The sequence below is a fragment of the Streptomyces sp. NBC_01689 genome, from assembly GCF_036250675.1.
Classification (GTDB): Bacteria; Actinomycetota; Actinomycetes; order Streptomycetales; family Streptomycetaceae; genus Streptomyces.
This window is the reverse complement of the sequence record NZ_CP109592.1, coordinates 3,882,185-3,904,478: the sequence shown is the minus strand read 5'-3', so window position 1 is coordinate 3,904,478 and position 22,294 is coordinate 3,882,185. Positions and strand designations below refer to the sequence as shown.

20 protein-coding genes and 2 tRNA genes are annotated in these 22,294 nt (G+C 71.0%); 14 read left to right on the top strand and 8 right to left on the bottom strand.

Features of this window, described 5'->3' with window-relative positions; all coding sequences use genetic code 11:
* Positions 1-76: 76 nt before the first annotated feature.
* The 4 genes from OG776_RS16440 (at position 77) to OG776_RS16425 (ending at position 3,970) form a co-directional block, all read left to right on the top strand.
* Positions 77-673 (top strand): M48 metallopeptidase family protein, encoded by a 597-nt coding sequence (locus tag OG776_RS16440; protein ID WP_148010360.1) that lies wholly within the window; start codon positions 77-79, stop codon positions 671-673.
* 135 nt (positions 674-808) lie between these two features.
* Positions 809-2,506 carry a TerD family protein gene (locus OG776_RS16435; protein WP_329321344.1) on the top strand — a complete coding sequence of 566 codons (1,698 nt, stop codon included), beginning with the start codon at positions 809-811 and terminating at the stop codon, positions 2,504-2,506.
* Positions 2,507-2,517: 11 nt separating this feature from the next.
* Positions 2,518-3,198 (top strand): AIM24 family protein, encoded by a 681-nt coding sequence (locus OG776_RS16430; protein ID WP_148010361.1) that lies wholly within the window; start codon positions 2,518-2,520, stop codon positions 3,196-3,198.
* 16 nt (positions 3,199-3,214) lie between these two features.
* Complete coding sequence (locus tag OG776_RS16425) at positions 3,215-3,970, top strand: AIM24 family protein (RefSeq protein ID WP_148010362.1); 756 nt, start codon at positions 3,215-3,217, stop codon at positions 3,968-3,970.
* Between the two features lie 85 nt (positions 3,971-4,055).
* On the opposite strand, the gene OG776_RS16420 is transcribed toward OG776_RS16425, so the two are convergent.
* Together OG776_RS16420 and OG776_RS16415 are read right to left on the bottom strand one after the other, a co-directional pair.
* Positions 4,056-4,583 (bottom strand): NUDIX hydrolase, encoded by a 528-nt coding sequence (locus OG776_RS16420; protein WP_148010363.1) that lies wholly within the window; start codon positions 4,581-4,583, stop codon positions 4,056-4,058.
* Positions 4,580-6,043, bottom strand: coding sequence for a zinc-dependent metalloprotease (locus OG776_RS16415; protein WP_148010364.1), 1,464 nt, complete (start codon positions 6,041-6,043; stop codon positions 4,580-4,582). Before OG776_RS16415 ends, OG776_RS16420 begins: the two co-directional genes overlap by 4 nt.
* 192 nt (positions 6,044-6,235) lie before the next feature.
* Between OG776_RS16415 and OG776_RS16410 the strand changes: the two genes are divergently transcribed.
* The 4 genes from OG776_RS16410 (at position 6,236) to OG776_RS16395 (ending at position 9,606) form a co-directional block, all read left to right on the top strand.
* Positions 6,236-7,351 (top strand): SDR family oxidoreductase, encoded by a 1,116-nt coding sequence (locus OG776_RS16410; RefSeq protein ID WP_148010365.1) that lies wholly within the window; start codon positions 6,236-6,238, stop codon positions 7,349-7,351.
* Between the two features lie 169 nt (positions 7,352-7,520).
* Positions 7,521-7,982 (top strand): molybdenum cofactor biosynthesis protein MoaE, encoded by a 462-nt coding sequence (locus OG776_RS16405; RefSeq protein ID WP_148010366.1) that lies wholly within the window; start codon positions 7,521-7,523, stop codon positions 7,980-7,982.
* Between the two features lie 237 nt (positions 7,983-8,219).
* The gene (locus OG776_RS16400) at positions 8,220-8,426 is read left to right on the top strand and encodes a hypothetical protein (protein ID WP_148010367.1); all 207 of its coding nucleotides are present in this window, start codon (positions 8,220-8,222) and stop codon (positions 8,424-8,426) included.
* A gap of 85 nt (positions 8,427-8,511) precedes the next feature.
* Positions 8,512-9,606, top strand: coding sequence for a YlbL family protein (locus tag OG776_RS16395; protein WP_148010368.1), 1,095 nt, complete (start codon positions 8,512-8,514; stop codon positions 9,604-9,606).
* A gap of 34 nt (positions 9,607-9,640) precedes the next feature.
* On the opposite strand, the gene OG776_RS16390 is transcribed toward OG776_RS16395, so the two are convergent.
* Positions 9,641-10,183 carry a PPA1309 family protein gene (locus tag OG776_RS16390; protein WP_148010369.1) on the bottom strand — a complete coding sequence of 181 codons (543 nt, stop codon included), beginning with the start codon at positions 10,181-10,183 and terminating at the stop codon, positions 9,641-9,643.
* Between the two features lie 163 nt (positions 10,184-10,346).
* Here OG776_RS16390 and OG776_RS16385 point away from each other — a divergent pair, with 163 nt between their 5' ends.
* The 4 genes from OG776_RS16385 to OG776_RS16370 all read left to right on the top strand — a co-directional run bounded on the left by OG776_RS16385 (position 10,347) and on the right by OG776_RS16370 (position 16,167).
* The gene (locus tag OG776_RS16385; RefSeq protein WP_329323712.1) at positions 10,347-13,361 is read left to right on the top strand and encodes a UPF0182 family membrane protein; all 3,015 of its coding nucleotides are present in this window, start codon (positions 10,347-10,349) and stop codon (positions 13,359-13,361) included.
* A 42-nt stretch (positions 13,362-13,403) separates the two neighbouring features.
* Positions 13,404-13,477 (top strand) — tRNA-Met (locus tag OG776_RS16380).
* 293 nt (positions 13,478-13,770) lie between these two features.
* On the top strand, positions 13,771-15,612 hold the full coding sequence (locus OG776_RS16375) for a tetratricopeptide repeat protein (protein ID WP_148010370.1): 1,842 nt from the start codon (positions 13,771-13,773) through the stop codon (positions 15,610-15,612).
* Between the two features lie 481 nt (positions 15,613-16,093).
* Positions 16,094-16,167: transfer RNA gene (locus OG776_RS16370), tRNA-Met, on the top strand.
* A gap of 124 nt (positions 16,168-16,291) precedes the next feature.
* Here OG776_RS16370 and OG776_RS16365 read toward each other — a convergent pair.
* Entirely contained in the window at positions 16,292-16,708 is a 417-nt protein-coding gene (locus tag OG776_RS16365; RefSeq protein WP_148010371.1) for a Fur family transcriptional regulator, read from the bottom strand.
* A 146-nt stretch (positions 16,709-16,854) separates the two neighbouring features.
* Between OG776_RS16365 and OG776_RS16360 the strand changes: the two genes are divergently transcribed.
* Positions 16,855-18,309, top strand: a complete 1,455-nt coding sequence (locus OG776_RS16360) for a catalase (RefSeq protein ID WP_148010372.1) — start codon at positions 16,855-16,857, stop codon at positions 18,307-18,309.
* A 92-nt stretch (positions 18,310-18,401) separates the two neighbouring features.
* Here the strand turns inward: OG776_RS16360 and OG776_RS16355 are convergent, their stop codons facing one another.
* Entirely contained in the window at positions 18,402-18,794 is a 393-nt protein-coding gene (locus tag OG776_RS16355; protein ID WP_148010373.1) for a CBS domain-containing protein, read from the bottom strand.
* 273 nt (positions 18,795-19,067) lie between these two features.
* Positions 19,068-19,868 carry a histidinol-phosphatase gene (hisN, locus tag OG776_RS16350; protein ID WP_148010374.1) on the bottom strand — a complete coding sequence of 267 codons (801 nt, stop codon included), beginning with the start codon at positions 19,866-19,868 and terminating at the stop codon, positions 19,068-19,070.
* 205 nt (positions 19,869-20,073) lie between these two features.
* Here hisN and OG776_RS16345 point away from each other — a divergent pair, with 205 nt between their 5' ends.
* On the top strand, positions 20,074-20,685 hold the full coding sequence (locus OG776_RS16345) for a TetR/AcrR family transcriptional regulator (RefSeq protein ID WP_148010375.1): 612 nt from the start codon (positions 20,074-20,076) through the stop codon (positions 20,683-20,685).
* An 89-nt stretch (positions 20,686-20,774) separates the two neighbouring features.
* Here the strand turns inward: OG776_RS16345 and OG776_RS16340 are convergent, their stop codons facing one another.
* Positions 20,775-21,098 carry a DMT family transporter gene (locus tag OG776_RS16340; protein ID WP_148010376.1) on the bottom strand — a complete coding sequence of 108 codons (324 nt, stop codon included), beginning with the start codon at positions 21,096-21,098 and terminating at the stop codon, positions 20,775-20,777.
* Between the two features lie 179 nt (positions 21,099-21,277).
* Complete coding sequence (rsgA, locus tag OG776_RS16335; protein ID WP_148010377.1) at positions 21,278-22,288, bottom strand: ribosome small subunit-dependent GTPase A; 1,011 nt, start codon at positions 22,286-22,288, stop codon at positions 21,278-21,280.
* Between the last annotated feature and the right edge of the window lie 6 nt (positions 22,289-22,294).

The following is a 22,294-nucleotide window of genomic DNA, read 5'->3' as shown; positions in this document are numbered from 1 at the left end:
GCGCGCGGGGTGCGGTTCGACACCGAACCGTCCTGGGGACGGGACTTCCCCCATGTGCAGCGGGTAACGTCGTGCCGTGCCCGCCGACCCACTGCACCGCGCCGGAAAACCACAGCGCAGCACGACGAGCCTGCCGCCAAGCGGCTCCGGGGCGAGTGCGATCGAGGTTCGCAGGAGTGCGCGACGCCGCAGGACGGTCTCCGCGTACCGCGAGGGCGATCGCACTGTCGTGCTCATCCCCGCCCGGATGTCCGAGGCGGAGGAGCAGCGCTGGGTGACCGTCATGCTCGACAAACTGGCCGCCCAGGAGAGCAAACGGGTGCTCGGCGACGCCGAGCTGACCGAGCGTGCGGCGCGTCTGTCGGAGCAGTACTTCGAGGGGCGGGCCCGTCCCACCTCGGTGCGCTGGGTGACCAATCAGAACACGCGGTGGGGTTCGTGCACCCCTGCCGAGGGCAGTATCCGTCTTTCGCACCGTCTGCAGGGCATGCCCGAGTACGTCGTCGACTACGTCCTCGTCCACGAGCTCGCGCATCTTCTGGTGCCCGGACACGGCCCGCGTTTCTGGCGGCTGCTGGAGGCGTATCCGCGGACGGAGCGGGCGCGCGGCTACCTCGAGGGGGTGGTCGCGGCCGCGCGGCTGCCCCATCCGCCGGTCGGCCGCGAGGAGTAGCGGGCGGGCGGCCGCGGTCCGTCCCGGACGAGCGGTGATTGTGTACCGGGTCTGTACCGGCCGCGTTCACTTCCGGGGTTTCCCGTTAGCCTGACGCGACGCAATCGCATTCGGGATGGGGGACGGTCGTTACGCATGGCCAGGGAATTCCAACGCGGCCACAAGGCCAGAATCAGTGACCTCACCGCGGGCACCGATCTGTACGTGGGTGTGCAGATCACCGGCCCCGGACTGACCTTCGACATCAGTTGCTTCGGTCTGGACGCCGACGAGCGGCTGTCGGACGACCGGTACTTCGTGTTCTTCAACCAGCCGAAGACCCCCGAGGAATCCGTCCAGCTCCTTGGCGCCCAGTCGGGTGACACGGAGTCGTTCCGCGTCACTCTCGACCGGATCCCGGCGCGGATCCAGAAACTGTCGTTCACGGCGACGATCGACGGCGCCGGGCAGATGTCCCAGATCGCCCCGGGATATCTCCGGGTCGTCGCGGGCGGCGAGGAGGTCGCCCGTTACTCGTTCGGCGGAGCGGAGTTCTCCACCGAGCGTGCGGTGATGCTGGGCGACTTCTACCTCAAGGACGTGTGGCGGTTCGCCGCCGTGGGGCAGGGTTTCGACGGCGGCCTCGAGGCGTTGCTGAAGTACTTCGGAGGCGAGGTCGCCGACGAGGAGCCCGCCGCGCAGCAGCCGCAGAGTGGTGCCGCGCCGTCGTTCTCGCCGCCCACCCAGGTGACCGCGCCGCCCGCGTTCGGAGCGCCGGCCGGTCCTGCTCCCGCCGCGCAGGGGTTCACACCGCCGCCCGCCCCGTCGTCTTCGTCCGCGCCGTCGGTGCACGCCGCGCCGACCATCATCGCGCCGCTGCACAGCCCGCCGGGCTCCGGCACCGTGCCGCCGCCGGGACCCGCCCCGTACGTGCAGCCCCCCGGCCCTCCAGGCCCGCCCGGTCCCCCCGGTCCGCCGCCGGGCTACGGTCAGCAGCCTCCCGGACAGAGCGCCCCCATGCCGCCCGGATACGGTCAGCAGGCGCCTCCGGCACCTCCCGGTTACGGTCAGGCCCCGTCGGCGCCTCCCGGTTACGGGCAGCAGCCGTCGTACGGGCAGGTCCCCGGGCAGTACCCCGGACAGCCCGGCGCGCCCTCCCCGTACGGCGTTCCGCAGGGCGCTCCGCAGGGCGGGGCCGGTGTGGCCGCCGCGCTGGGGGCGTTCAAGGAGACGCCCACCGGGCAGCGGTGGACGCAGCAGAACAAGAAGCTCATCCGGGTCGACCTCGGCATCGGTGACCAGCCCGTCCTGGCCCGCCAGGGCAGCATGGTGCTCTACCAGGGCAAGGTCGATTTCAGTTACAAGGGCGCCGGCTTCGCCGGACGGATCGTCGGCAACGCGACCGGGCAGGAGATGCAGCTGATGCGCTGCTCGGGCCGCGGTCAGGTGTTCCTCGCCGAGAACGCCACCCATGTGCATCCCATCGAACTCCAGGGCGACGCGATCTGTGTGTCCTCCGAGAACGTCCTCGCCTTCGACGAGTCGCTCCAGTACGAGGTGCGCAGGATCGAGGGGCACGGCATCCCCGGGGGCGCGCTGTTCACCATGCAGTTCCAGGGGACCGGCACGGTCGTCGTGAAGACGCACGGTGCACCCGTCGTGCTGCCCGTGACCCCCACCACGTTCGCCGACTGCAACGCGGTCGTCGCGTGGTCGGCGGCCTCCCAGGTGATCGTCTCCAGCCAGGTGCGGATGCGGCGCAACGCCTACCCGGGCGACACCGGGGAGAGCGTGAACCTGCAGTTCCGCGGCGCGCCCGGCAATTTCATCGTCGTCCAGCCGTACGAGGTCTGAGGGAGCCCGTCATGAACCAGCCACTCACGGGCTATGCCCCGGCACCCGTCACCGCCCGCATGGAGAACCACGGCAGCCACATGCTGAAGGTCGCCATGCAGACCGGAAGCGACCTCTTCGCGCGCGTGGGCTCGATGGTCGCCTACGAGGGCTTCGTCCAGTACGAGCCCAACCCGCCCGCCGTACGGCAGATCGCGCGGGACTGGATGACCGGCGAGGGCGCCCCGCTCATGCGGTGCCACGGCGACGGCCTGCTCTATCTGGCGGACTACGGGGCGAACGTCGTCGTCATCAACCTCGACGGGGACGCGATCTCCGTGAACGCCACCAACCTGCTCGCCTTCGACGCGCACCTCACCTGGGGCGTCGAGCGCGTCAAGGGGCTCGCCAAGTTCGCCGGACAGGGCCTGTGGAACACCAAGATCTCCGGGCAGGGGTGGGTGGCGCTTACCTCCCGGGGCGAGCCGATCGTGGTCGACTGCGGTGGCGGCGAGGACGAGACGTACGTCGACCCGGACGCGCTGGTCGCCTGGTCCCCGAACCTCAAGGTGAAGGGCAAGCGCAGCTTCAAGGCACAGTCGCTGATCGGCCGCGGCAGCGGCGAGGCGTACCAGATGGCGTTCTCCGGGCAGGGCATCGTGGTCGTCCAGCCCAGCGAGGACAGCACCGACCGCCTCCGGTTCCGGGGCTGAGGGGGAGCAGGACATCATGCAGAGCCCGCTTTTCGGCTACAACGAACAGCAGACCCAGGAGCGCTACAGCCTGCAGAACGCGCAGATGCTGCGGGTCGTCATGGAGGGCCACGACGACATCCTGGCCCGCAAGGGCACGATGGTCGCCTACCAGGGGCTCGTCGAGTTCGACGCCGAGTACCAGAACACCAGCCAGCACCGCGCGCGTGCGTACACCGGTGAGGGTCTGGACCTGATGCGCTGCCACGGGCAGGGGACGGTCTACCTCGCGAACCTCGCCCAGCACGTGCACGTGGTCGACGTGGACCAGGACGGTCTCACCGTCGACAGCAGCTACGTGCTGGCCATGGACTCCGCGCTGCACCACGAGGTCATCGCCGTGGACAGCCAGTACGGCATCTCCGGGTCCGGCAAGTACCAGCTCAACATCACCGGACGCGGCAAGGTCGCCCTGATGACCTCGGGCGCGCCGCTGATGATGCAGGTCACGCCCGACAAGTACGTCAACTGCGACGCGGACGCGATCGTCGCCTGGTCCACCGGCCTGCGTGTGCAGATGCAGGCGCAGACCCACTCCTCCGGCGTGTGGCGGCGGCGCGGCAACACCGGTGAGGGCTGGGAACTCAGCTTCATGGGCCAGGGGTACGCGCTCGTCCAGCCCAGCGAACTGCTGCCGCCGCAGAACGCGGCGATCGGCCAGGGACTCCGCGCCCAGTACGGCATGGGACAGCAGGGTGTCCACGCGCAGAACCAGGGCAACGCCTGGAGCTGAGCGATTCGCACGCATGGGCGACGTAAGGGGCGACCGCACAGGCGGTCGCCCCTTACACGCGTCCTGGGTGCGCGGATTCCCGTCCTCAGCCGGCCAGCCGCGCGCGGGTCGCCTCCACCAGACGCACCACCGACGCGTCCGCCACCTCGGCGACCTCGTCGTAGCCGAACCAGCGCACGTCCAGGGACTCGTCGCTGATCGCCGCCGTGGATCCGGCCGGGGCGAGCGCGGCGTACTGGACGTCCAGATGCCAGTTGCAGGGAGCCGGGATGGCGTGCCGGTCCAGCCGCACGGGGCCGCCCGGCAGCAGCGTCAGACCCTCGATGCCCGACTCCTCGCCCGCCTCGCGCAGCGCGGCCGACGTCAGCGTCGGATCACCCGGCTCGCAGTGACCGCCCATCTGCAGCCACATCCGCAGCTTGCGGTGGAGGGTCAGCAGGACACGGCCGGCCTCGGGGTCCACGACCAGCGCGCTCGCCGTGACATGCCCGGCCGTGCACGCCTTCCACATGCCGTCGGGGTGCGCGGACAGGTGGTCCAGATACACCTGCCGAAGCTCTTCCTGGCCCTCGTAGGCCTTCAGTACGAGGACCGCGTCGTCGTGGAGGGTCACTCGGAGCCGTCGCTCTCGCCGTCGCCCTTGGTGCCCTTGTCGTCCTTGGTGTCCTTGGCGTCCGTGCCGTCGTCCTTGGTCAGGTCCGGCCGGTCGGCGGAACCGCTCGCCGCCTCGCCGAGCAGCTTGTCGAGCTCGGAGAAGTCCAGCTGCTCACGGTGCACGAAGCCGTCCGGGTCGTCCAGGTCGGACGCGGTCGGCAGCATGTCCGGGTGGGCCCACAGGCCGTCCCGGCCGTCGACACCGCGCGCGTCGGTGAGCGAGGCCCACAGACGCGAGGCGTCCCGCAGCCGGCGCGGGCGCAGCTCCAGGCCGATGAGCGTCGCGAAGGTCTGCTCGGCGGGGCCGCCCGTCGCCCGGCGGCGGCGCAGCGTCTCGCGCAGCGCGTCCGCGGACGTCAGACGCGGCTTGGCGGCCGCGTGCACGACCGCGTCCACCCAGCCCTCGACGAGAGCCAGCGCCGTCTCCAGACGGGCCAGCGCGGCCTTCTGCTCGGGCGTGTCCTCCGGCTGGAACATGCCCTGCTGGAGGGCGTCCTGCAACTGCTCCGGGTTCTGCGGGTCGAGCTGGCCGACCACGTCCTCCAGCTTGGCCGTGTCGACCTTGATCCCGCGCGCGTAACCCTCGACGGCGCCGAACAGGTGCGAGCGCAGCCACGGCACGTGTGCGAAGAGCCGCTGGTGGGCGGCCTCGCGCAGGGCGAGGTAGAGCCGCACCTCGTCCTGGGCGATGCCGAGGTCCTTGCCGAACGACGCGATGTTCAGCGGCAGCAGCGCGGCCTTGCCGGCCGGGCCGAGCGGCAGGCCGATGTCGGTGGACCCGACGACCTCGCCCGCGAGCACGCCGACGGCCTGCCCGATCTGCGTGCCGAACATGGCACCGCCCATGGAGCGCATCATGCCGATCAGCGGGCCCGCCATGGCCTGCATCTCCTCCGGCAGGACGTCCCCCATGGCCGCGCCGACCCGCTCGGCGACCGGGTCCACGAGCTCCTTCCACACCGGAAGGGTGGCCTCGACCCACTCCGCGCGGCTCCAGGCCACCGCGGTGCCGGCACCGGACGGCAGCGAGGTCGCGTCGTCCAGCCAGAGATCGGCCAGCCGGACGGCCTCCTGGACGGCGGTGCGCTCCGAGGGGCCGACACTCTCGTCCTTGGTGCCGTCGGAAGTGCCCTGGGAGACCGTCTGGCGGGCGATCTGCTTGGCCATGTCCCAGTTCACCGGGCCGCCCTCGTACGAGAGCATCTGGCCCAGCTGCTGGAACGCGGCGCCCAGGTCGTTGGGGTTCATGGACCCGAACATGGCTGCGAGCGGATTGTCGGCGCCGGGGCCGCCGGCTCCGGGCAGCCCGAAACCGAACGGTCCCTGACCACCACCGCTCTGCTGGTCCTTCTTCTTGCCCTCGTCGCCGTTCTCCGGCTCCTCCGGCGGAAGGCCGAATCCGAATGGGGTGTCACTCACGGGGTTCCTCGGCTGGTTAGGGCCGCCGGTTCGGTCCGACGGCGGCTGCCCGACAACACCACCCAGCGTAGACACCACGACCCGATCGGGCCTCGGTGCTTCGCCGACTCTTGGCCTGCGGCAGGATGGATGCCACCTGGTAGGGACGCGTCACGCGCGTCCATTACTGAAGACAACCGCTGGAGACGCCCGGTGAGTTCCCCAGATCCACAGGTTCGCGCAGCGCGAAACCACTCAACCAGCCCGCTCCCGCGCGGGCCCGTCGTCGCGGTCACCGGAGCCGCGTCCGGCGTGGGCGCGATGCTCACCGAGCGGCTCACCGCCAGTGAGGAGATCAAGCAGGTCATCGCCCTGGACGAGCGCCGTGGCGAGTGCGCGGCCGCCCAGTGGTACATCCTCGACGTGCGGGATCCGGCGATCGCCGAGAAGCTGCGCGGAGCGGACGTGGTGGTGCATCTCGCACTCGACCTCGACCTGGAGACGGACGCGGCCGCCCGTACGGCCTACAACGTCCGCGGCACCCAGACCGTGCTGACGGCGGCGGCCGCCGCCGGGGTGCACCGGGTCGTGCTGTGCACCTCCGCGATGGTCTACGGCGCGCTCCCGGACAACGAGCTGCCGCTCTCCGAGGACGCCGAGCTGCGGGCGACCGCCGAGGCGACCGGGGTCGGCGACCTGCTGGAGATCGAACGGCTCGCGCGGCGGGCGCCCCGCGCGCACCCCGGGCTCAACGTCACCGTCGTACGCCCCGGAGTGCTGGTCGGTGGCGGCACCGACACGGCGCTGACCAGGTATTTCGAGTCGCCGCGGCTTCTCGTGGTGGCGGGTTCCCGGCCCGCGTGGCAGTTCTGTCACATCGAGGACCTGTGCAGCGCCCTGGAACACGCCGTGCTGGAGAAGGTCGAGGGGGAACTGGCCGTCGGGTGCGACGGGTGGCTGGAGCAGGAGGAGGTCGAGGAGCTCAGCGGGATCCGGCGTATGGAGCTGCCGTCCGCCGTCGCCCTGGGCGCCGCGGCGCGGCTCCACCGGATCGGGCTCACCCCGTCACCCGCCGGGGACCTCGCCTACACGATGTACCCCTGGGTGGTGAGCGGCAGCCGGCTGCACGACGCCGGGTGGCGGCCGCGGTGGACCAACGAGGAGGTGCTCGCCGAGCTGCTGGAGGAGGTCGCCGGACGGCACACGGTGGCCGGGCGGCGGCTGGGCCGCAAGGACGCGACGGCCGCGGGAGCCGCCGGAGCGACGGTGGCGCTGCTCGGCACGGCGGCGATCGTGCGCCGGGCACGGAAGGCCCGGCGCAGGATCTGATCACGGGCGGGGCGCTCCACCTCCAGGAGGAGGCCTCCCCCGTGACGGCCCACCTGTAGGACGCCTCCCTCTGTGACGGCCCACCTGTAGGACGCTCCAAAGGGACACGTCCCGGTGCCGGGGAAAACACGTATTCCTCGGTGTCGCGGGCGTACGGCACGATGGGCACATGGTGTCTTCCTTTGAACATCCCGGAGAACGGGCCGGACAGGACCCCATCCGGCTGGTGGCGGTGCGGGACGAACCGCTCTCCCTGGACGAGGTCTTCCGGGCCGTCGGCGACGACGCCGCCGGCGGGACCGCGCTGTTCGTGGGGACCGTGCGCGACCACGACGGCGGCGCGGACGTCGCCGGACTGGGGTATGCGAGCCATCCGTCCGCCGAGGCGGAGATCCGCAGGATCGCCGAGAAGGTCGTCGCCGAGTTCCCGGTACGGGCGCTGGCCGCCGTGCACCGCGTCGGAGACCTGGCGGTGGGGGATCTCGCCGTCGTCGTCGCCGTGGCGTGCCCGCATCGCGGCGAGGCCTTCGAGGCGTGCCGCAGACTGATCGACGACCTCAAGCACGAGGTGCCGATCTGGAAGCACCAGAAGTTCTCCGACGGCACGGAGGAATGGGTCGGCGCCTGCTGAGGGCCGTGCCCGGAGCAGGGACGACCCCCCGGGGAACGCCGGGGAGCGCCCTGGAGGCGACCGGGAAGGGCTCGCGAAGCCCCCGTGGAGGGCCCGGCCCGCCCACGGAAGGAGCACACCGGCCCGCGGAGCTTGCTCGGGTTGCGTAACCGACCCCCTGGCGTGAGCGTTAAGCCTGCGAATGGTTAATCTGCTGATCAGTCAGTTGCGGTGGTTCGTTGGGGTTGGGAGGTCGGCATGGCGTCGCTCGCCTGGTTGCTGATTCCGCTGTCGGCCGCGATCGGTGCCGGACTGTGGGGAAGCTGGGCCGGCCGGAATCGCAAGACGGCCGGAGACGGCGTGGAGCTGGAGGGCTACGCCCGCTTCCGCGCCGCCATGGAGCGGCCCGACGCGGTCACGTCCCGGTCCGACACGCTGGAGAAGTCACCCTCCGACGCCGTCTGAGGCCCGCGCAGCCCCCGCGCGGCCGGGGACCCCGTACGGACGGCCCCGACGGTGCGCTGACAGCACCGTCCCGTAGTGTCGACTCATGCCACGCCGCACCGCGACGATGCTCGCCTCCACTCTGATCCTGATCGCGCTCCTGTGCGCGGGAGTGTTCATCCCCGTGCCGTACGCGGAGATGTCCCCGGGACCGACGGTGAACACCCTGGGCGATCACGGCGGCGAGCCGGTGCTGCAGATCTCCGGGCACAAGACGTACCCGACCACCGGGCACCTGAACATGACCACCGTCCGGGTGACCAGTGCCGACTATCGGATGAACCTCGTCGAGGCCGTCTACGGCTGGCTGGCGCACGACAGCAAGGTCGTCCCGCACGACACGCTGTACCCGGACGGCAAGACCGAGGAGCAGTCGACCCAGGAGAACGCCGAGGAGTTCAGTCAGTCCCAGGAGAGCGCCAAGGTCGCCGCCCTGGAGGAGCTGAACATCCCGGTGAAGTCCTGGGTGATCGTCTCCACGGTCGTCAAGGATTCGCCGGCCGAGGGGCGCCTGCACGCCGGAGACGTGATCAAGAAGGTCGACGGCACGGCGGTCAAGGCACCCGACGACGTCGCGAAGCTGGTCACCCGCCACAAGCCCGGCGAGAAGGTCGTCTTCACGGTCGTGCCCGCCAAGGAGCAGGCCGCCGCCGAGAAGGCGAAGAAGACGGCGACACGGACCCAGGACGTCACGATCACCACGGCGAAGTCCGCCGACAAGGGCGCGGCCCGCGCCATCGTCGGCATCTCGGCGGGAACGGACCACACGTACCCGTTCGACATCGACATCAAGCTCGCCGACGTCGGCGGACCGAGCGCCGGCCTGATGTTCGCACTCGGCATCGTGGACAAACTGACCCCGGAGAACCTTACCGGCGGCAAGTTCGTGGCCGGCACCGGCACCATCGCCGACAACGGCACCGTCGGCCCGATCGGCGGCATCGAGATGAAGACGGTCGGCGCGCGGGAGAAGGGCGCCCAGTACTTCCTGACGCCCAAGGACAATTGCGCGGACGCCGCGAAGGACACCCCCAAGGGGCTCACGCTCGTCAAGGTCAACACCATCGACGACGCGATGAGCGCCCTCAAGGACATCAGGTCCGGCAGGACGGCCGACCTGCCGAAGTGCACGGTCAAGTAGGGCGGACCGTCCGCACCGCGGAGCGGCCCGGCGCCTACTCCGCGAACGTCGCCGTCAGCGCCTCGGCGAGCCCCGGCACCAGACCGGACCCCGTCAGCACCTCCGTCGGCGTGTCCTTCTCGCGCAGCCGCACCGCCGAGTCCCGCGTCCCGTCGCGCAGGACGCCGACCGTCATGCGCACCTCCTGGCGGTCGGGGTGCTCGGCGACCCACTTCGCGAGCTTCTTGTCGCTCAGCCCCTCCGGAACGGAGGCCTCCGCCGAAGGCGGCAGCATCAGCCGCTCCACCGTCAACGCGCAGCCGACCACGGCGTCGGGCCAGGCGATGGTGCCGAGGAACTCGTCCAGCGGCTTGCCGGCAGGGATCTCCTCCTGCTCGACCGGGGTGAGGGCGGTGCTGTCGGGCTCGTCCTGCAGACCGAGCTGGGCCGCGAGGCCGGGTTCCTGGGTGCGCAGTCGCGCGGTGTCTACGAGGGCGAAGAGGCGAGCGGGCTGGTCCCAGCCGAGGCCTGAGGCGTACTCGTCGATCTCGAGTACGGCCCGGGTGAGCGGGTTCGCTGCCATGGGAGTGTTGGACATGGTCACAATCCTGCCTCGTTGGTACCCGGAAACGGGAACCGAGTAAAGCGTGAGTAAGTTGCATAGGTGAGGCTCCCCGATCACGGAGCCTGATGGATGGTCCGCGTTCACGGGGGCCTGACGGATCAACAGCGACTTCGAGGTGCGCACCTTGGCTTTCCAGATGCCGGACCGTGGCGGAGGCCCGACGGGGCCACGGATGAGAGTGGGCCGACCCTCCCGGCGTGTCCGGACCCTGCTCATGACACTGGGCGTGCTGGCCGTACTGGCCATGGCGTTCGTCATGTTCGCGGGGTTCTGGACGGACTGGCTCTGGTACCGGTCGGTCCACTACTCGTCCGTCTTCACGACGACCCTGTGGACCAAGATCGGACTCTTCTTCGTCTTCGGCCTGCTCATGGCGGCCGCGGTGGGGGTGAACATCTGGCTGGCGCACCGGCTGCGGCCGCCCCTGAGCGCCATGTCGATGGAGCAGCAGAGCCTCGACCGGTACCGCATGGGCATCGCGCCCTACAAGAGGTGGCTGCTGTTCGGCGTCACCGCCCTGGTGGGGCTGATCGCAGGCGCGTCCGCGTCCGGCCAGTGGCGCACCTGGCTGATGTGGGTGAACGGGGTCCCCTTCGACCAGAAGGACCCCCAGTTCCACCTCGACGTCTCCTTCTACGCCTTCGACCTGCCCTGGTACCGGTTCCTGCTCGGCTTCGGCTTCGCCGCCGCCGTGCTGTCGCTGATCGCCGCCGCGCTCACCCACTACCTCTACGGAGGGCTGCGGATCACCAGCCCGGGGGCGCGTGCCACGGCCGCGGCCACCGGCCACCTCTCGGTGCTCCTCGGTGTCTTCGTCGCGCTGAAGGCGGTCGCCTACTGGCTCGACCGGTACGGACTCGCCGTGAAGTCCAGCGACTTCAAGGCGACCGGCAACTGGACCGGCCTCAGGTACGTCGACGCGAACGCCTACCTGCCCGCCAAGACGATCCTCTTCTGCATCGCCGTCATCTGCGCGCTGCTGTTCTTCGCCACCCTGTGGCGGCGCACCTGGCAGCTGCCCGTGATCGGCTTCGGTCTGATGGTGCTCTCCGCGATCCTCATCGGCGGCCTGTACCCGGCGATCGTCCAGAAGTTCCAGGTCCAGCCGAACGAGCAGGCCAAGGAAGCGCCGTACGTCGAGAAGAACCTGAAGGCGACGCGCGAGGCCTACGGCATCGACGGCACCAAGGTCTCGGAGTACCAGGGGACGAGCGACACCAAGGACAAGACCAAGCTGCGCGACGACGCCGACAGCACGGCGAGCATCCGCATCATGGACCCGAACATCGTCTCGCCGACGTTCCAGCAGCTGCAGCAGATGAGGAACTACTACGCGTTCCCGACCAACCTGGATGTCGACCGGTACACCAAGGACGGCAAGGACCAGGACACGGTCATCGGTCTGCGTGAGCTGAACCTCAACGGCATCCCGAAGAACAACTGGATCAACGACCACTTCCGCTACACGCACGGCTACGGTGTGGTCGCCGCCAAGGGGACCACGGCCACCGCCGGCGGCCGGCCGGTCTTCACGGAGTCCGACCTGCCGTCCAAGGGCGACCTCGGGACGTACGAGCAGCGCGTCTACTACGGCGAGAAGACCACCCAGTACTCCATCGTCGGCGGTCCCCAGAAGGAGATCGACTACTCCGACGACAGCGGCGAGAAGACGACCAGCTACCAGGGCGGCAGCGGCGTCAGCCTCTCCAGTCCGGTCAACCGGGCCGCGTACGCGGTGGCGTTCGGCGAGCCGCAGATCCTCTACTCGGGCGCGATCGGCGAGGGTTCCCGGATCCTCTACAACCGCACCCCCAAGGACCGGGTCGAGGCGGTGGCGCCCTGGCTGACCATCGACGGCGACGCCTACCCGGCCGTGGTCGACGGCAGGATCCAGTGGATCGTCGACGCCTACACCACGACCAACGGCTATCCGTACGCCTCGCGCACCACCCTCGGTGACACGACGGCCGACTCGCTCACGGCGGCCAACAACCAGCGCGCGGTGGTGGCCCAGCAGAACCAGGTCAACTACATCCGCAACTCGGTGAAGGCGACCGTCGACGCGTACACCGGCGACGTCAAGCTCTACCAGTGGGACACCAAGGACCCGGTCCTCAAGACCTGGATGAAGGCGTTCCCGCACACGGTGCAGTCGAAGGACGACATCTCGCCCTCGCTGATGGCCCATCTCCGGTACCCGCAGGACCTGTTCAAGGTCCAGCGCGAACTGCTCACCCGGTACCACGTGAAGGACGCGCAGACGTTCCTCAGCGGCAGCGAGGTGTGGCAGGTCCCCGACGACCCGACCAACAAGTCGGGCAACGCGGTGCCGCCGTACTACCTGAGCATGAAGATGCCCGACCAGCAGGCACAGGCGTTCTCGCTGACGACGACGTTCACCCCGAACGGCCGGGACAACCTGAGCGCCTTCATGTCGGTCAACGCGGAGGCGGGCACCGGCGACTACGGCAAGATCAGAATCCTGAAACTGCCGACGAGCGAACCCGTCGACGGGCCCAAACAGGTCCAGAGCCAGTTCAACTCCGAACAGACCATCGCCGAGTCCATCAGACTTCTCAGCGGCGGAGCCTCGGAGGTCGAGTACGGCAACCTGCTGACGATCCCGCTCGACGGAGGACTGCTCTACGTGGAGCCCGTCTACGTACGGGGTGGTGGACTCAAGTACCCGCTGCTGCGCAAGGTGCTGGTGACCTACGGAGGCAACACCGCCTTCGAGGACACGCTCGACCAGGCGCTCAACAAGGTGTTCGGGGCGGACGTCACGACCACCCCGCCGAGTGACACGGGCACCACGAAGCCGCCCACGTCGAGCAACCCGACGGTCCGGCAGGCGCTCGACGACGCCCAGAAGGCCTTCACCGAAGGCCAGGAGGCCCTCAAGAAGGGGGACTGGACGGCGTACGGCCAGGCGCAGAAGGACCTTCAGGACGCTCTGCAGCGGGCGGAGGACGCCCAGTCCGCGGCCGGGAAGCCCGACGGCAGCGGCGGCAGCAAGAGCAGCGACAAGAGCAGCGACAAGGCCGACAAGAACGCCGACAAGAGCAGCGACCAGGGCGGCGGCGAGAGCAGCAGCCCTGGTGACAGCCCCGGCGCCACTCCCAGTGGCGACGGGAGCGCGGGCGGCGGCTGAGCGGAGTCCCCTCCGCGCCGTGGTACGGTTGACACACAACGGCGCGGGGTGGAGCAGCTCGGTAGCTCGCTGGGCTCATAACCCAGAGGTCGCAGGTTCAAATCCTGTCCCCGCTACTGCACGACGAAGGCCCGGATCCTCAAGGATCCGGGCCTTCGTCGTGTGCGCTCGCGCACGTCGTGGCCCCGGTCGTCCGCGGGCCCGTACCGGGTGCGCGCCCAGGTCACGCGCCTTCGATGCGCGGGTGCGTACCGGCACCGCTCGGCGACACGCGCGAAGGCTCCGCCATCCGTGGGGAGTTGGGGATTTTGTGTTTCACTTGTCTCTCTGTGGGCATGTCGACAAAACGCTGAAGTGACCTCACTGACTGCGGTATACCGGGTGTGGCCAGGTTGCAGGTGGTGCGACGATGGACGTTATGGGGGACAAGGCAACTCTGTTGGAGACAGGGCGTTTTGTGCAGCCTTCGGACCGGGACGAAACCGGCGAGGCTGCGGAGGAGGCACGGCAGCGGCTCGCCGCCGAATCCGGCGACGTCGAGGCGATGAGCGTCCTCGGCGCGATGCTGCTGCGCCGCGGCGACCTCGACGCGGCCGAGCCCCAGCTGCGCGCCGCCACCGCCGCGGGTGACCGCGCCGCCGCCAACAACCTGGGTGTCCTCCTGCACCAGCGCGGCTACACCGAGGACGCGGCGGGATGGTGGCGGATCGCCGCCGTCGCCGGCTCCGCGGCCGCCGCGCACGCCCTCGGCCGCTACCACCGCGAGCGCGGCGACGAGCCCGCCGCCGAGTACTGGCTGCGCCAGTCCGCCGAGCAGGGCCACGCCCTCGGGGCGTACGCGCTCGCCGACCTGCTGGAGCACCGCGGTGACGTCGGCGCCGAGCAGTGGATGCGGGCGGCCGCCGAGCGCGGACACCGCGAGGCGGCGTACCGGCTGGCGCGCACCCTCGACCGCAAAGCCGTGGACGCGGGCGAAAGGGTCTCGGACAACGGTGTCAACGGTGTCAGCGGCGTGCTGGGCGTCATCGGGGCCGCGGGCGAGGAGGCCGAGCAGTGGTACCGGCAGGCCGCCGCGCGCGGGCACCGGCGGGCCGCGCTGCACCTCGGGGCCATCCTGGAGAAGCGCGGCGAGCTCAAGGAGGCCGGCCGCTGGTATCTGACGTCCGCCAAGGACGGCGAGGCGCGGGCCGCCTGCGCGCTCGGATTCCTGCTGCGGGACGCCGGCGACACCGAGAGCGCCGCCGTGTGGTGGCTGCGCGCCGCCCAGGAGGGCGACGGCAACGCCGCGAACGCGCTCGGCGCGCTGCACGCCGAGCGCGGCGAGACCCAGACCGCCGAGCGGTGGTACCGGGCCGCGATGGACGCGGGCGACACCAACGGCGCCTACAACCTCGCCCTGCTCTGCGCGGAACAGGGCAGGACCGCGCAGGCCGAGCAGTGGTACCGGCAGGCCGCGTACGCCGGACACCGCGAGGCGGCCAACGCCCTCGCGGTCCTGCTGCTCCAGGTCGGGGACGCGTCCGGCGCGGAGCCGTGGTTCTCCAAGGCGGCCGAGGCGGGCAGTGTCGACGCCGCGTTCAATCTCGGGATCCTGCACGCCGGGCGGGGCACCGCGGCCGACGACGCCGCGGCGCTGCGCTGGTACGAGCGCGCCGCCGCGGACGGGCACACGGAGGCCGCGCTCCAGGTCGGCATCGCACGGCTGCGGGACGGGGACGAGGCGGCCGCGGAACGCCACCTGCGCCGCGCGGCGGGAGGCGGCAGCGCGGAGGCCGCCTACCGGCTGGCCTCGGTGCTCGACGCGCGCCGGCCGCCGGCCCCCGCGCACGAACTGGGGGAGCCCGCGCACGAGAAGAGCGAGTGCGAGGAGTGGTACGAGCGGGCGGCGACCCAGGGGCACCGGCGGGCGCAGGTCCGGGTGGGGATGCTCGCGGCGGCACGGGGGGACGTGGTCGACGCGGCGCGGTGGTACCGCGAGGCCGCGGAGGCCGGGTCACGGAACGGTGCGTTCAACCTCGGGCTGCTGCTCGCCCGCGAGGGGAGCGAGCCGGAGGCCGCGCTGTGGTGGGCCCGCGCGGCCGACGCGGGGCACGGCCGGGCGGCGTTGCGGCTGGCCCTGGTGTGCGCGCGGCGGGGTGAGCTGGCCGAGGGGCAGCGGTGGGCGGACCGGGCGGTCTCACTGGGACCGGCGGAGGTGTCGGAACGGGCGGCTCGGTTGCGGGACGCGTTGCGGGAGGAACTGTCGGCGTGACGGGGGCCGTACCGGAGGGTGTCGCCCGCCCGGACTTCGGCTGCACCCGGGGCGTTGTGTGCTTGGCCTCCGGCCGCGCCCGGAGGCGTGTGCTCGGCCTCCGGCCGTGATCGGTGCTCCGTGTGCCCGGGACGCGTGTGCTGTACCTGGGGATCGCGCGCCCCGACCCCGTCCGGGAGCGGGCCTCCGGCCTGTGCCTGGCGGTAGCGGCCGGCGTCCCGGGCCCGTGTCCGGGGCCGTCCGTTTCCGGGGCCCGTGCCCGGGGTTCGCGTCCGGAACGCCGTTGGGCCGGCCGGCCTCGTCCTCGAACGCCACGCGGGCCGGCGTACCGGGCGGGCCGGCGTCCTGCGCGGCCGGTCCGCGGCGGCCGGTTCGGGCGGCCGCGGGAGGTCTCGACGCGCGCCGGAGGCGTCGGTCCCGGGCCGGGGCGGAAAGGGATTTGCGCTGGTCCACCCAGGTGACGTAACGTTCAGTTCAACGACGCGGGGTGGAGCAGCTCGGTAGCTCGCTGGGCTCATAACCCAGAGGTCGCAGGTTCAAATCCTGTCCCCGCTACTCAAGACTCAAGGCCCGGATCTTCGGATCCGGGCCTTGAGTGTTTCCCGGCACCGCGCGACGGTGAAAGAACCCCGGCCACCCTCTCGGGGGCCGGGGCTCCGGTGTGCGTGGGGCGGGGCGGTCAGGCCGCCGCGCAGTCCGGGCACACGCCGCGGTAGGTCACCTCGACGTCCGCGACCGCGAAGCCGAAGCGCTCGGAGTCCGGGAGGTCCGCCAGCGGGTCGCCGCCCGGGTGGACGTCGCGGATCGCGCCGCACCGGGCGCAGACCAGGTGGTGGTGCGGGCGGTGCGCGTTCGGGTCGTAGCGCTTGGCGCGCTTGTCCGTGGCGACTTCCAGCACCTCGCCGAGCGAGACCAGCTCACCCAGCGTGTTGTAGACGGTCGCCCGGGAGATCTCCGGCAGCTTGGTGACGGCGCGGGCGTGCACCTCGTCGGCCGTCAGGTGGACGTGATCACCGTCGAGCACCTCGGCCACCACGCGCCGCTGTGCGGTCATGCGCCAGCCGCGTCCGCGCAGGCGTTCCAGCAGGTCACTCATGCGGACCAGCGTAACAGCAGGGCGACCAGATCCCGAACGAGTGTGACTTTGGAAGGCTATTTGACTTAGACATTGTCCATTGTAGGATCGAGTTCGACAGTGGCCGGGGAGCAGGTCCGGACAGGAACGACACGCAGGAGGCGCACGTGACGCAGGGACCGCTTACGACGGAGGCCGGCGCGCCGGTGGCCGACAACCAGAACAGCGAGACCGCGGGCGTCGGCGGCCCTGTGCTCGTCCAGGACCAGCTGCTGCTGGAGAAGCTCGCGCACTTCAACCGCGAGCGCATCCCGGAGCGCGTCGTGCACGCCCGCGGCGCGGCCGCGTACGGCACCTTCACGCTCACCCGTGACGTGTCACGCTGGACGCGCGCGAAGTTCCTCTCCGAGGTCGGCAAGCAGACCGAGACGTTTCTTCGGTTCTCCACGGTGGCCGGGAACCTCGGTTCCGCGGACGCGGTCCGTGACCCCCGCGGTTTCGCGCTGAAGTTCTACACCGAGGAGGGCAACTACGACCTCGTCGGCAACAACACCCCGGTGTTCTTCATCAAGGACGCCATCAAGTTCCCCGACTTCATCCACACGCAGAAGCGCGACCCGTACACCGGTTCGCAGGAGGCCGACAACGTGTGGGACTTCTGGGGGCTGTCCCCGGAGTCGACCCACCAGGTGACCTGGCTCTTCGGCGACCGCGGCATCCCGGCTTCCTACCGCCACCTCAACGGGTACGGATCGCACACCTATCAGTGGAACAACGAGGCCGGCGAGGTCTTCTGGGTCAAGTACCACTTCAAGACCGACCAGGGGATCAAGAACCTGACGACCGAGGAGGCCGTGCGGCTCTCCGGTGTCGACCCCGACTCCCACCAGCGCGACCTGCGCGAGGCCATCGAGCGCGGCGACTTCCCGTCCTGGACCGTGCAGATCCAGGTCATGCCCGCGGACGAGGCGGCACAGTACCGCTTCAACCCGTTCGACCTCACCAAGGTCTGGCCGCACGAGGACTACCCGCCGATCGAGATCGGCAGGCTGGAGCTCAACCGCAACCCGGAGAACGTCTTCGCCGAGGTGGAGCAGTCGATCTTCTCGCCCGCCCACTTCGTGCCGGGCATCGGCCCCTCGCCCGACAAGATGCTCCAGGGGCGCCTCTTCGCCTACGGTGACGCGCACCGCTACCGCGTCGGCGTCAACGCGGACCATCTGCCGGTGAACCGGCCGCGCGCCACCGAGGCGCGGACCCACGCGCGTGACGGAGCCCTGTACGACGGCCGGCACGGCGGCGCCAAGAACTACGAGCCGAACAGCTTCGGCGGCCCGTTCCAGACGGACCGGCCGCTGTGGCGGCCGACCGCCGGCTTCACGGCGGGCACCGGCAGCCACGAGGCGCCGGTCCACGCCGAGGACGACGACTTCGTGCAGGCCGGTGACCTCTACCGGCTGATGTCCGAGGACGAGCGGGGCCGGCTCGTCGAGAACCTGGCGGGCTTCATCGCCAAGGTCTCCCGTGACGAGATCGCCGAACGCGCGATCCACAACTTCCGTCAGGCCGACGGAGACTTCGGCAAGCGGCTGGAGGCCGCGGTCCAGGCCCTGCGCGGCTGATCACCAGCACTGGACCGCTTGCCGACGACGACGGGCCGGACCTCCTCGGACGACGAGGGGGCCCGGCCCGCGGGCGTGGGCGCGGGACCCGCTCAGGCCGGTACGCGCTGCCGGGCCGGTGCCCAGCAGCGGATGATGTCGCGCACCGAGACGATGCCGACGGGACCGCTGCCGTCGAGCACGATCAGATGACGGAAGCCCCCGTGCGACATCGCCGCCGCAGCCTCCTCCAGGGTCCAGACGGGGGCGGCGAAGACGACCTCGGTGGTGGTGTGGGTGTCGGCGGTCTCGGCGTCGGGGTCCTGGCCGAGGGCGAGCGAGTTGAGGATGTCGCGTTCGGTGAGGATGCCGAGGCCGCCGGCGTCCTCGTCGAGGACGACGGCCGCGCCGACGCGGCGAGCGGACATCAGGCGGGCCGCCTGGCGGAGGGTGTGGGCCGGGCCGATGGTGAGGACCACCGTGCTCATGGCGTCGCGGACGAGCATGGAAGGAGCCACCTCCTACGAATCCGTCGACCTTGCGACTGGATTCACAAGTTCACAAGTGGGGGGACTCTCAGAGTCGCAGTTAAAGGGACGGTCAACAAGGGGGCGCGTGCGGTGAGATCGGGGGCGCCCGGGGGTTACTCAGCAACCCCAGGTCATCCCCGGGGGCACTCCGGTGTCTCCGGCGGCAGATCCGGTCCGGGGCGCCCTGGTCACCACCGGTTCCGGCGCCGGCCGGGTGCGCGGGCCGCCGATCCGGTGGCGGCGGTCGGCTCAGTAGCGCTGGTTCAGATACCCCAGCATCTCGTCGTGGAGGATGCCGTTCGACGCGGCCGCGTTGCCGCTGTGCGGGCCCGGGCGGCCGTCGAGGCCGGTGAAGGAGCCGCCCGCCTCGGTCACCACGATCGCGTTCGCCGCCATGTCCCAGAGCGACAGCTCCGGCTCCGCGCAGATGTCCACCGAGCCCTCCGCGACCATCATGTACGGCCAGAAGTCGCCGTACCCGCGGGTGCGCCAGACCGCCTTCGTCAGGTCCAGGAAGCCGTCCAGGCGGCCCTGGTCCTCCCAGCCGGAGAGCGAGGAGTACGCGAAGGAGGCGTCGGCCATCCGGGAGACCTGGGAGACGCGCAGGCGCGAGGCCGAGGAGAGGCTGCGGCCGGTGAACGCGCCGTGCCCCTTCGCCGCCCACCAGCGGCGGCCGAGCGCCGGTGCGGAGACGACCCCGACGACCGGCTGGTAGCCGCCCTCGGCCGCTTCCATCAGGGAGATCAGCGTGGCCCAGACGGGGACGCCGCGGACGTAGTTCTTGGTGCCGTCGATCGGGTCGATCACCCAGCGGCGCGGGCCCGTGCCCTCGATGCCGTACTCCTCGCCGAGAACCGCGTCGCGCGGCCGGGCGCGCTGGAGATGACCGCGGATCAGCTCCTCGGCGGCCTTGTCCGCCTCGCTCACCGGCGTCATGTCCGGCTTGGTCTCGACCTTCAGGTCGAGCGCCTTGAACCGGTCCATCGTCGCGGCGTCGGCGGCGTCCGCCAGGACGTGGGCCAGGCGCAGGTCATCGCGGTAGTCGGGCATGACTGCACCGTATATGGGTCCCTCGGGCCACATCCATACGGCCCGGCGAACAAAGGGGCCGCGCCGGGCGGGCCACGCGGCCCGGCGATCATCGCGGCGCGCGACCGCCCACGTACGCCCTCCGGCGCCGCCGCGAACCCTTGACAGTGCGCGTGCACGCGTCAAATCTGAGCTGCAGTGCCGCCCGCTCGCCCCAGGGAGGCGAATGATGCCTGCAGCGCGGGAATCCCTTCTGGACGCCGCTCAGACGGCGCTCGCCCGTCGGCCGTGGTCCACGGTGCGGATGGTCGACGTCGCGGCCGTGGCCGGAGTGTCCCGGCAGACGCTCTACAACGAGTTCGGCAGCAAGGAAGGTCTCGCGCGAGCGCTCGTGCGGCGGGAGGCCGACGGCTATCTGGCCGGGGTCGAACGCGCGCTGGCCGCCCACGCGGACGCGCGCGACCGGCTGGTCGCGACCGCCGAGTGGACCACGTCGGCGGCCCGCGGCAACGCGCTGGTACGGGCGATGCTCACGGGGTGCTGGAGCGAGCGGCTGCCCTCGCCGACCCTCTCGGCGGTGCCGTCCTCGTCCGCGGTGCCCGCGCAACGGCGGGCCGACGGGCCGCTGCCGTCACCCACCGACTTCGTCGCCCTCGTACGGGACCGGTCCGTCGCGGCGCTCGCCGGTCCCGGCACGACCCGGGCCGACGCCGTCGAGCTCGCCGGGTCCTGCGAACTCGTCGCGCGGCTGGCGCTCTCCTGCGTGGCGGCCCCGCCGGGAGAGGGCGGCGTCACGGACCTCGTGCGCGGCGCGCTGCTGCCCCGGCAATGGCGGTGACGTCCCGTCAGGCACCGGCGGGCGCCGGCCGCTTCCCGGCGCGGCCGGCGCGTGTCCCTGCCGGGTCCGTGACCGCGGGGACGGGCGGGTCAGTGGGCCGAGCCCGAGAGCTGCAGGCCGATGACGCCGATGATGACGAAGCTGATCGAGACGATCTTCAGGGTCGACACCAGATCGCCGAGGAAGATCATTCCGTAGATCGCCGTGCCCGCCGCGCCGATGCCCGTCCACACCGCGTACGCCGGGCCGACGTCGAGCTTCTTGAGGGAGAGGGTCAGCAGGCCGAAGCTGCCCAGCGCGAAGGTGGCGAAGGCCACCGTCGGCCAGAGTCTGGTGAAGCCGTGCGAGAGCTTCAGGCAGACGGCGAAACCGGTTTCGAGCACTCCTGCCACAACGACCAGCAGCCACGCCATGTCTTGTCCTCCCGCGTCCGCACGTCGACTGCTCCGTCTGGCTCGGATCAGGCCAGCGGTCCCGAGGGCGCTGGGTGCGATTATGCATTTACCGGGCTGCCGTGGACGCAAACAACGCGGAGGTCACGAACGGAACCTCGATCGCCCCGCGGGAGGGGACACACCTGGGCGTACGGGGATCAGTCGCCATCCCGGCGTTCGCGCGTCGCCAGCAGCCGGCGCAGCGAGTAGAGCCGGGCCGGGTCCGCGTGACCGTCGGCCACCCACTGGTCCAGGGCGCAGTCCGGTTCGTCGTGACTGCACGCGCGCGGACACCCCTCCGTGCCGGGTTCGAGGTCGGGGAAGGCGTGGATGACCCGGGAGGGGTCCACGTGATGCAGTCCGAAGGAGCGGACGCCCGGGGTGTCGATGACCCAGCCCTCACTGCCGGGCAGCGGGATCGCGCGCGCCGAGGTCGTGGTGTGCCGGCCGCGGCCCGTCACCGCGTTGACATGGCCGGTGCTGCGCCGTCGCTCCAGCGAGACCAGCGCGTTGACGAGGGTCGTCTTGCCGACGCCGGAGTGTCCGACGAACGCCGTGATCTTGCCGTCCAGTTGCTTGCGCACCCGCTCCACCGCCGTGCCGGCCTCCAGCTCCTCGCGGCTGGTCACGACATAGGGCACGCCCAACGCGCCGTACATCTCAAGGAGTTCGTCGGGCGGGGAGAGGTCGGACTTGGTGAGCACCAGCAGCGGTTCCAGGCCGCCGTCGTACGCGGCGACGAGACAGCGGTCGATCAGCCGCGGCCGGGGCTCGGGGTCGGCGAGGGCCGTGACGATGGCGAGCTGGTCGGCGTTGGCGACCACCACGCGCTCGTAGGGATCGTCGTCGTCGGCCGTCCGGCGCAGCACCGAGGTCCGCGGCTCGATCCGGACGATGCGGGCGAGGGTGTCCTTCGCGCCGGACAGGTCGCCGACGAGGGCGACGCGGTCGCCGACGATCGCCGCCTTGCGGCCCAGCTCCCGGGCCTTCATCGCCATGACCGTGCGGTCCTCGACGAGGCAGGTCAGGCGGCCCCGGTCCACGGTGAGGACCATGCCCTCCGCCGCGTCCTCGTGCTTGGGCCGGATGTTCGTACGCGGCCGGTTGCCCTTGCGGTTGGGGCGGCTGCGGATGTCGTCCTCGTCGGTGTGCTTGCCGTAGCGGCGCATGATCCC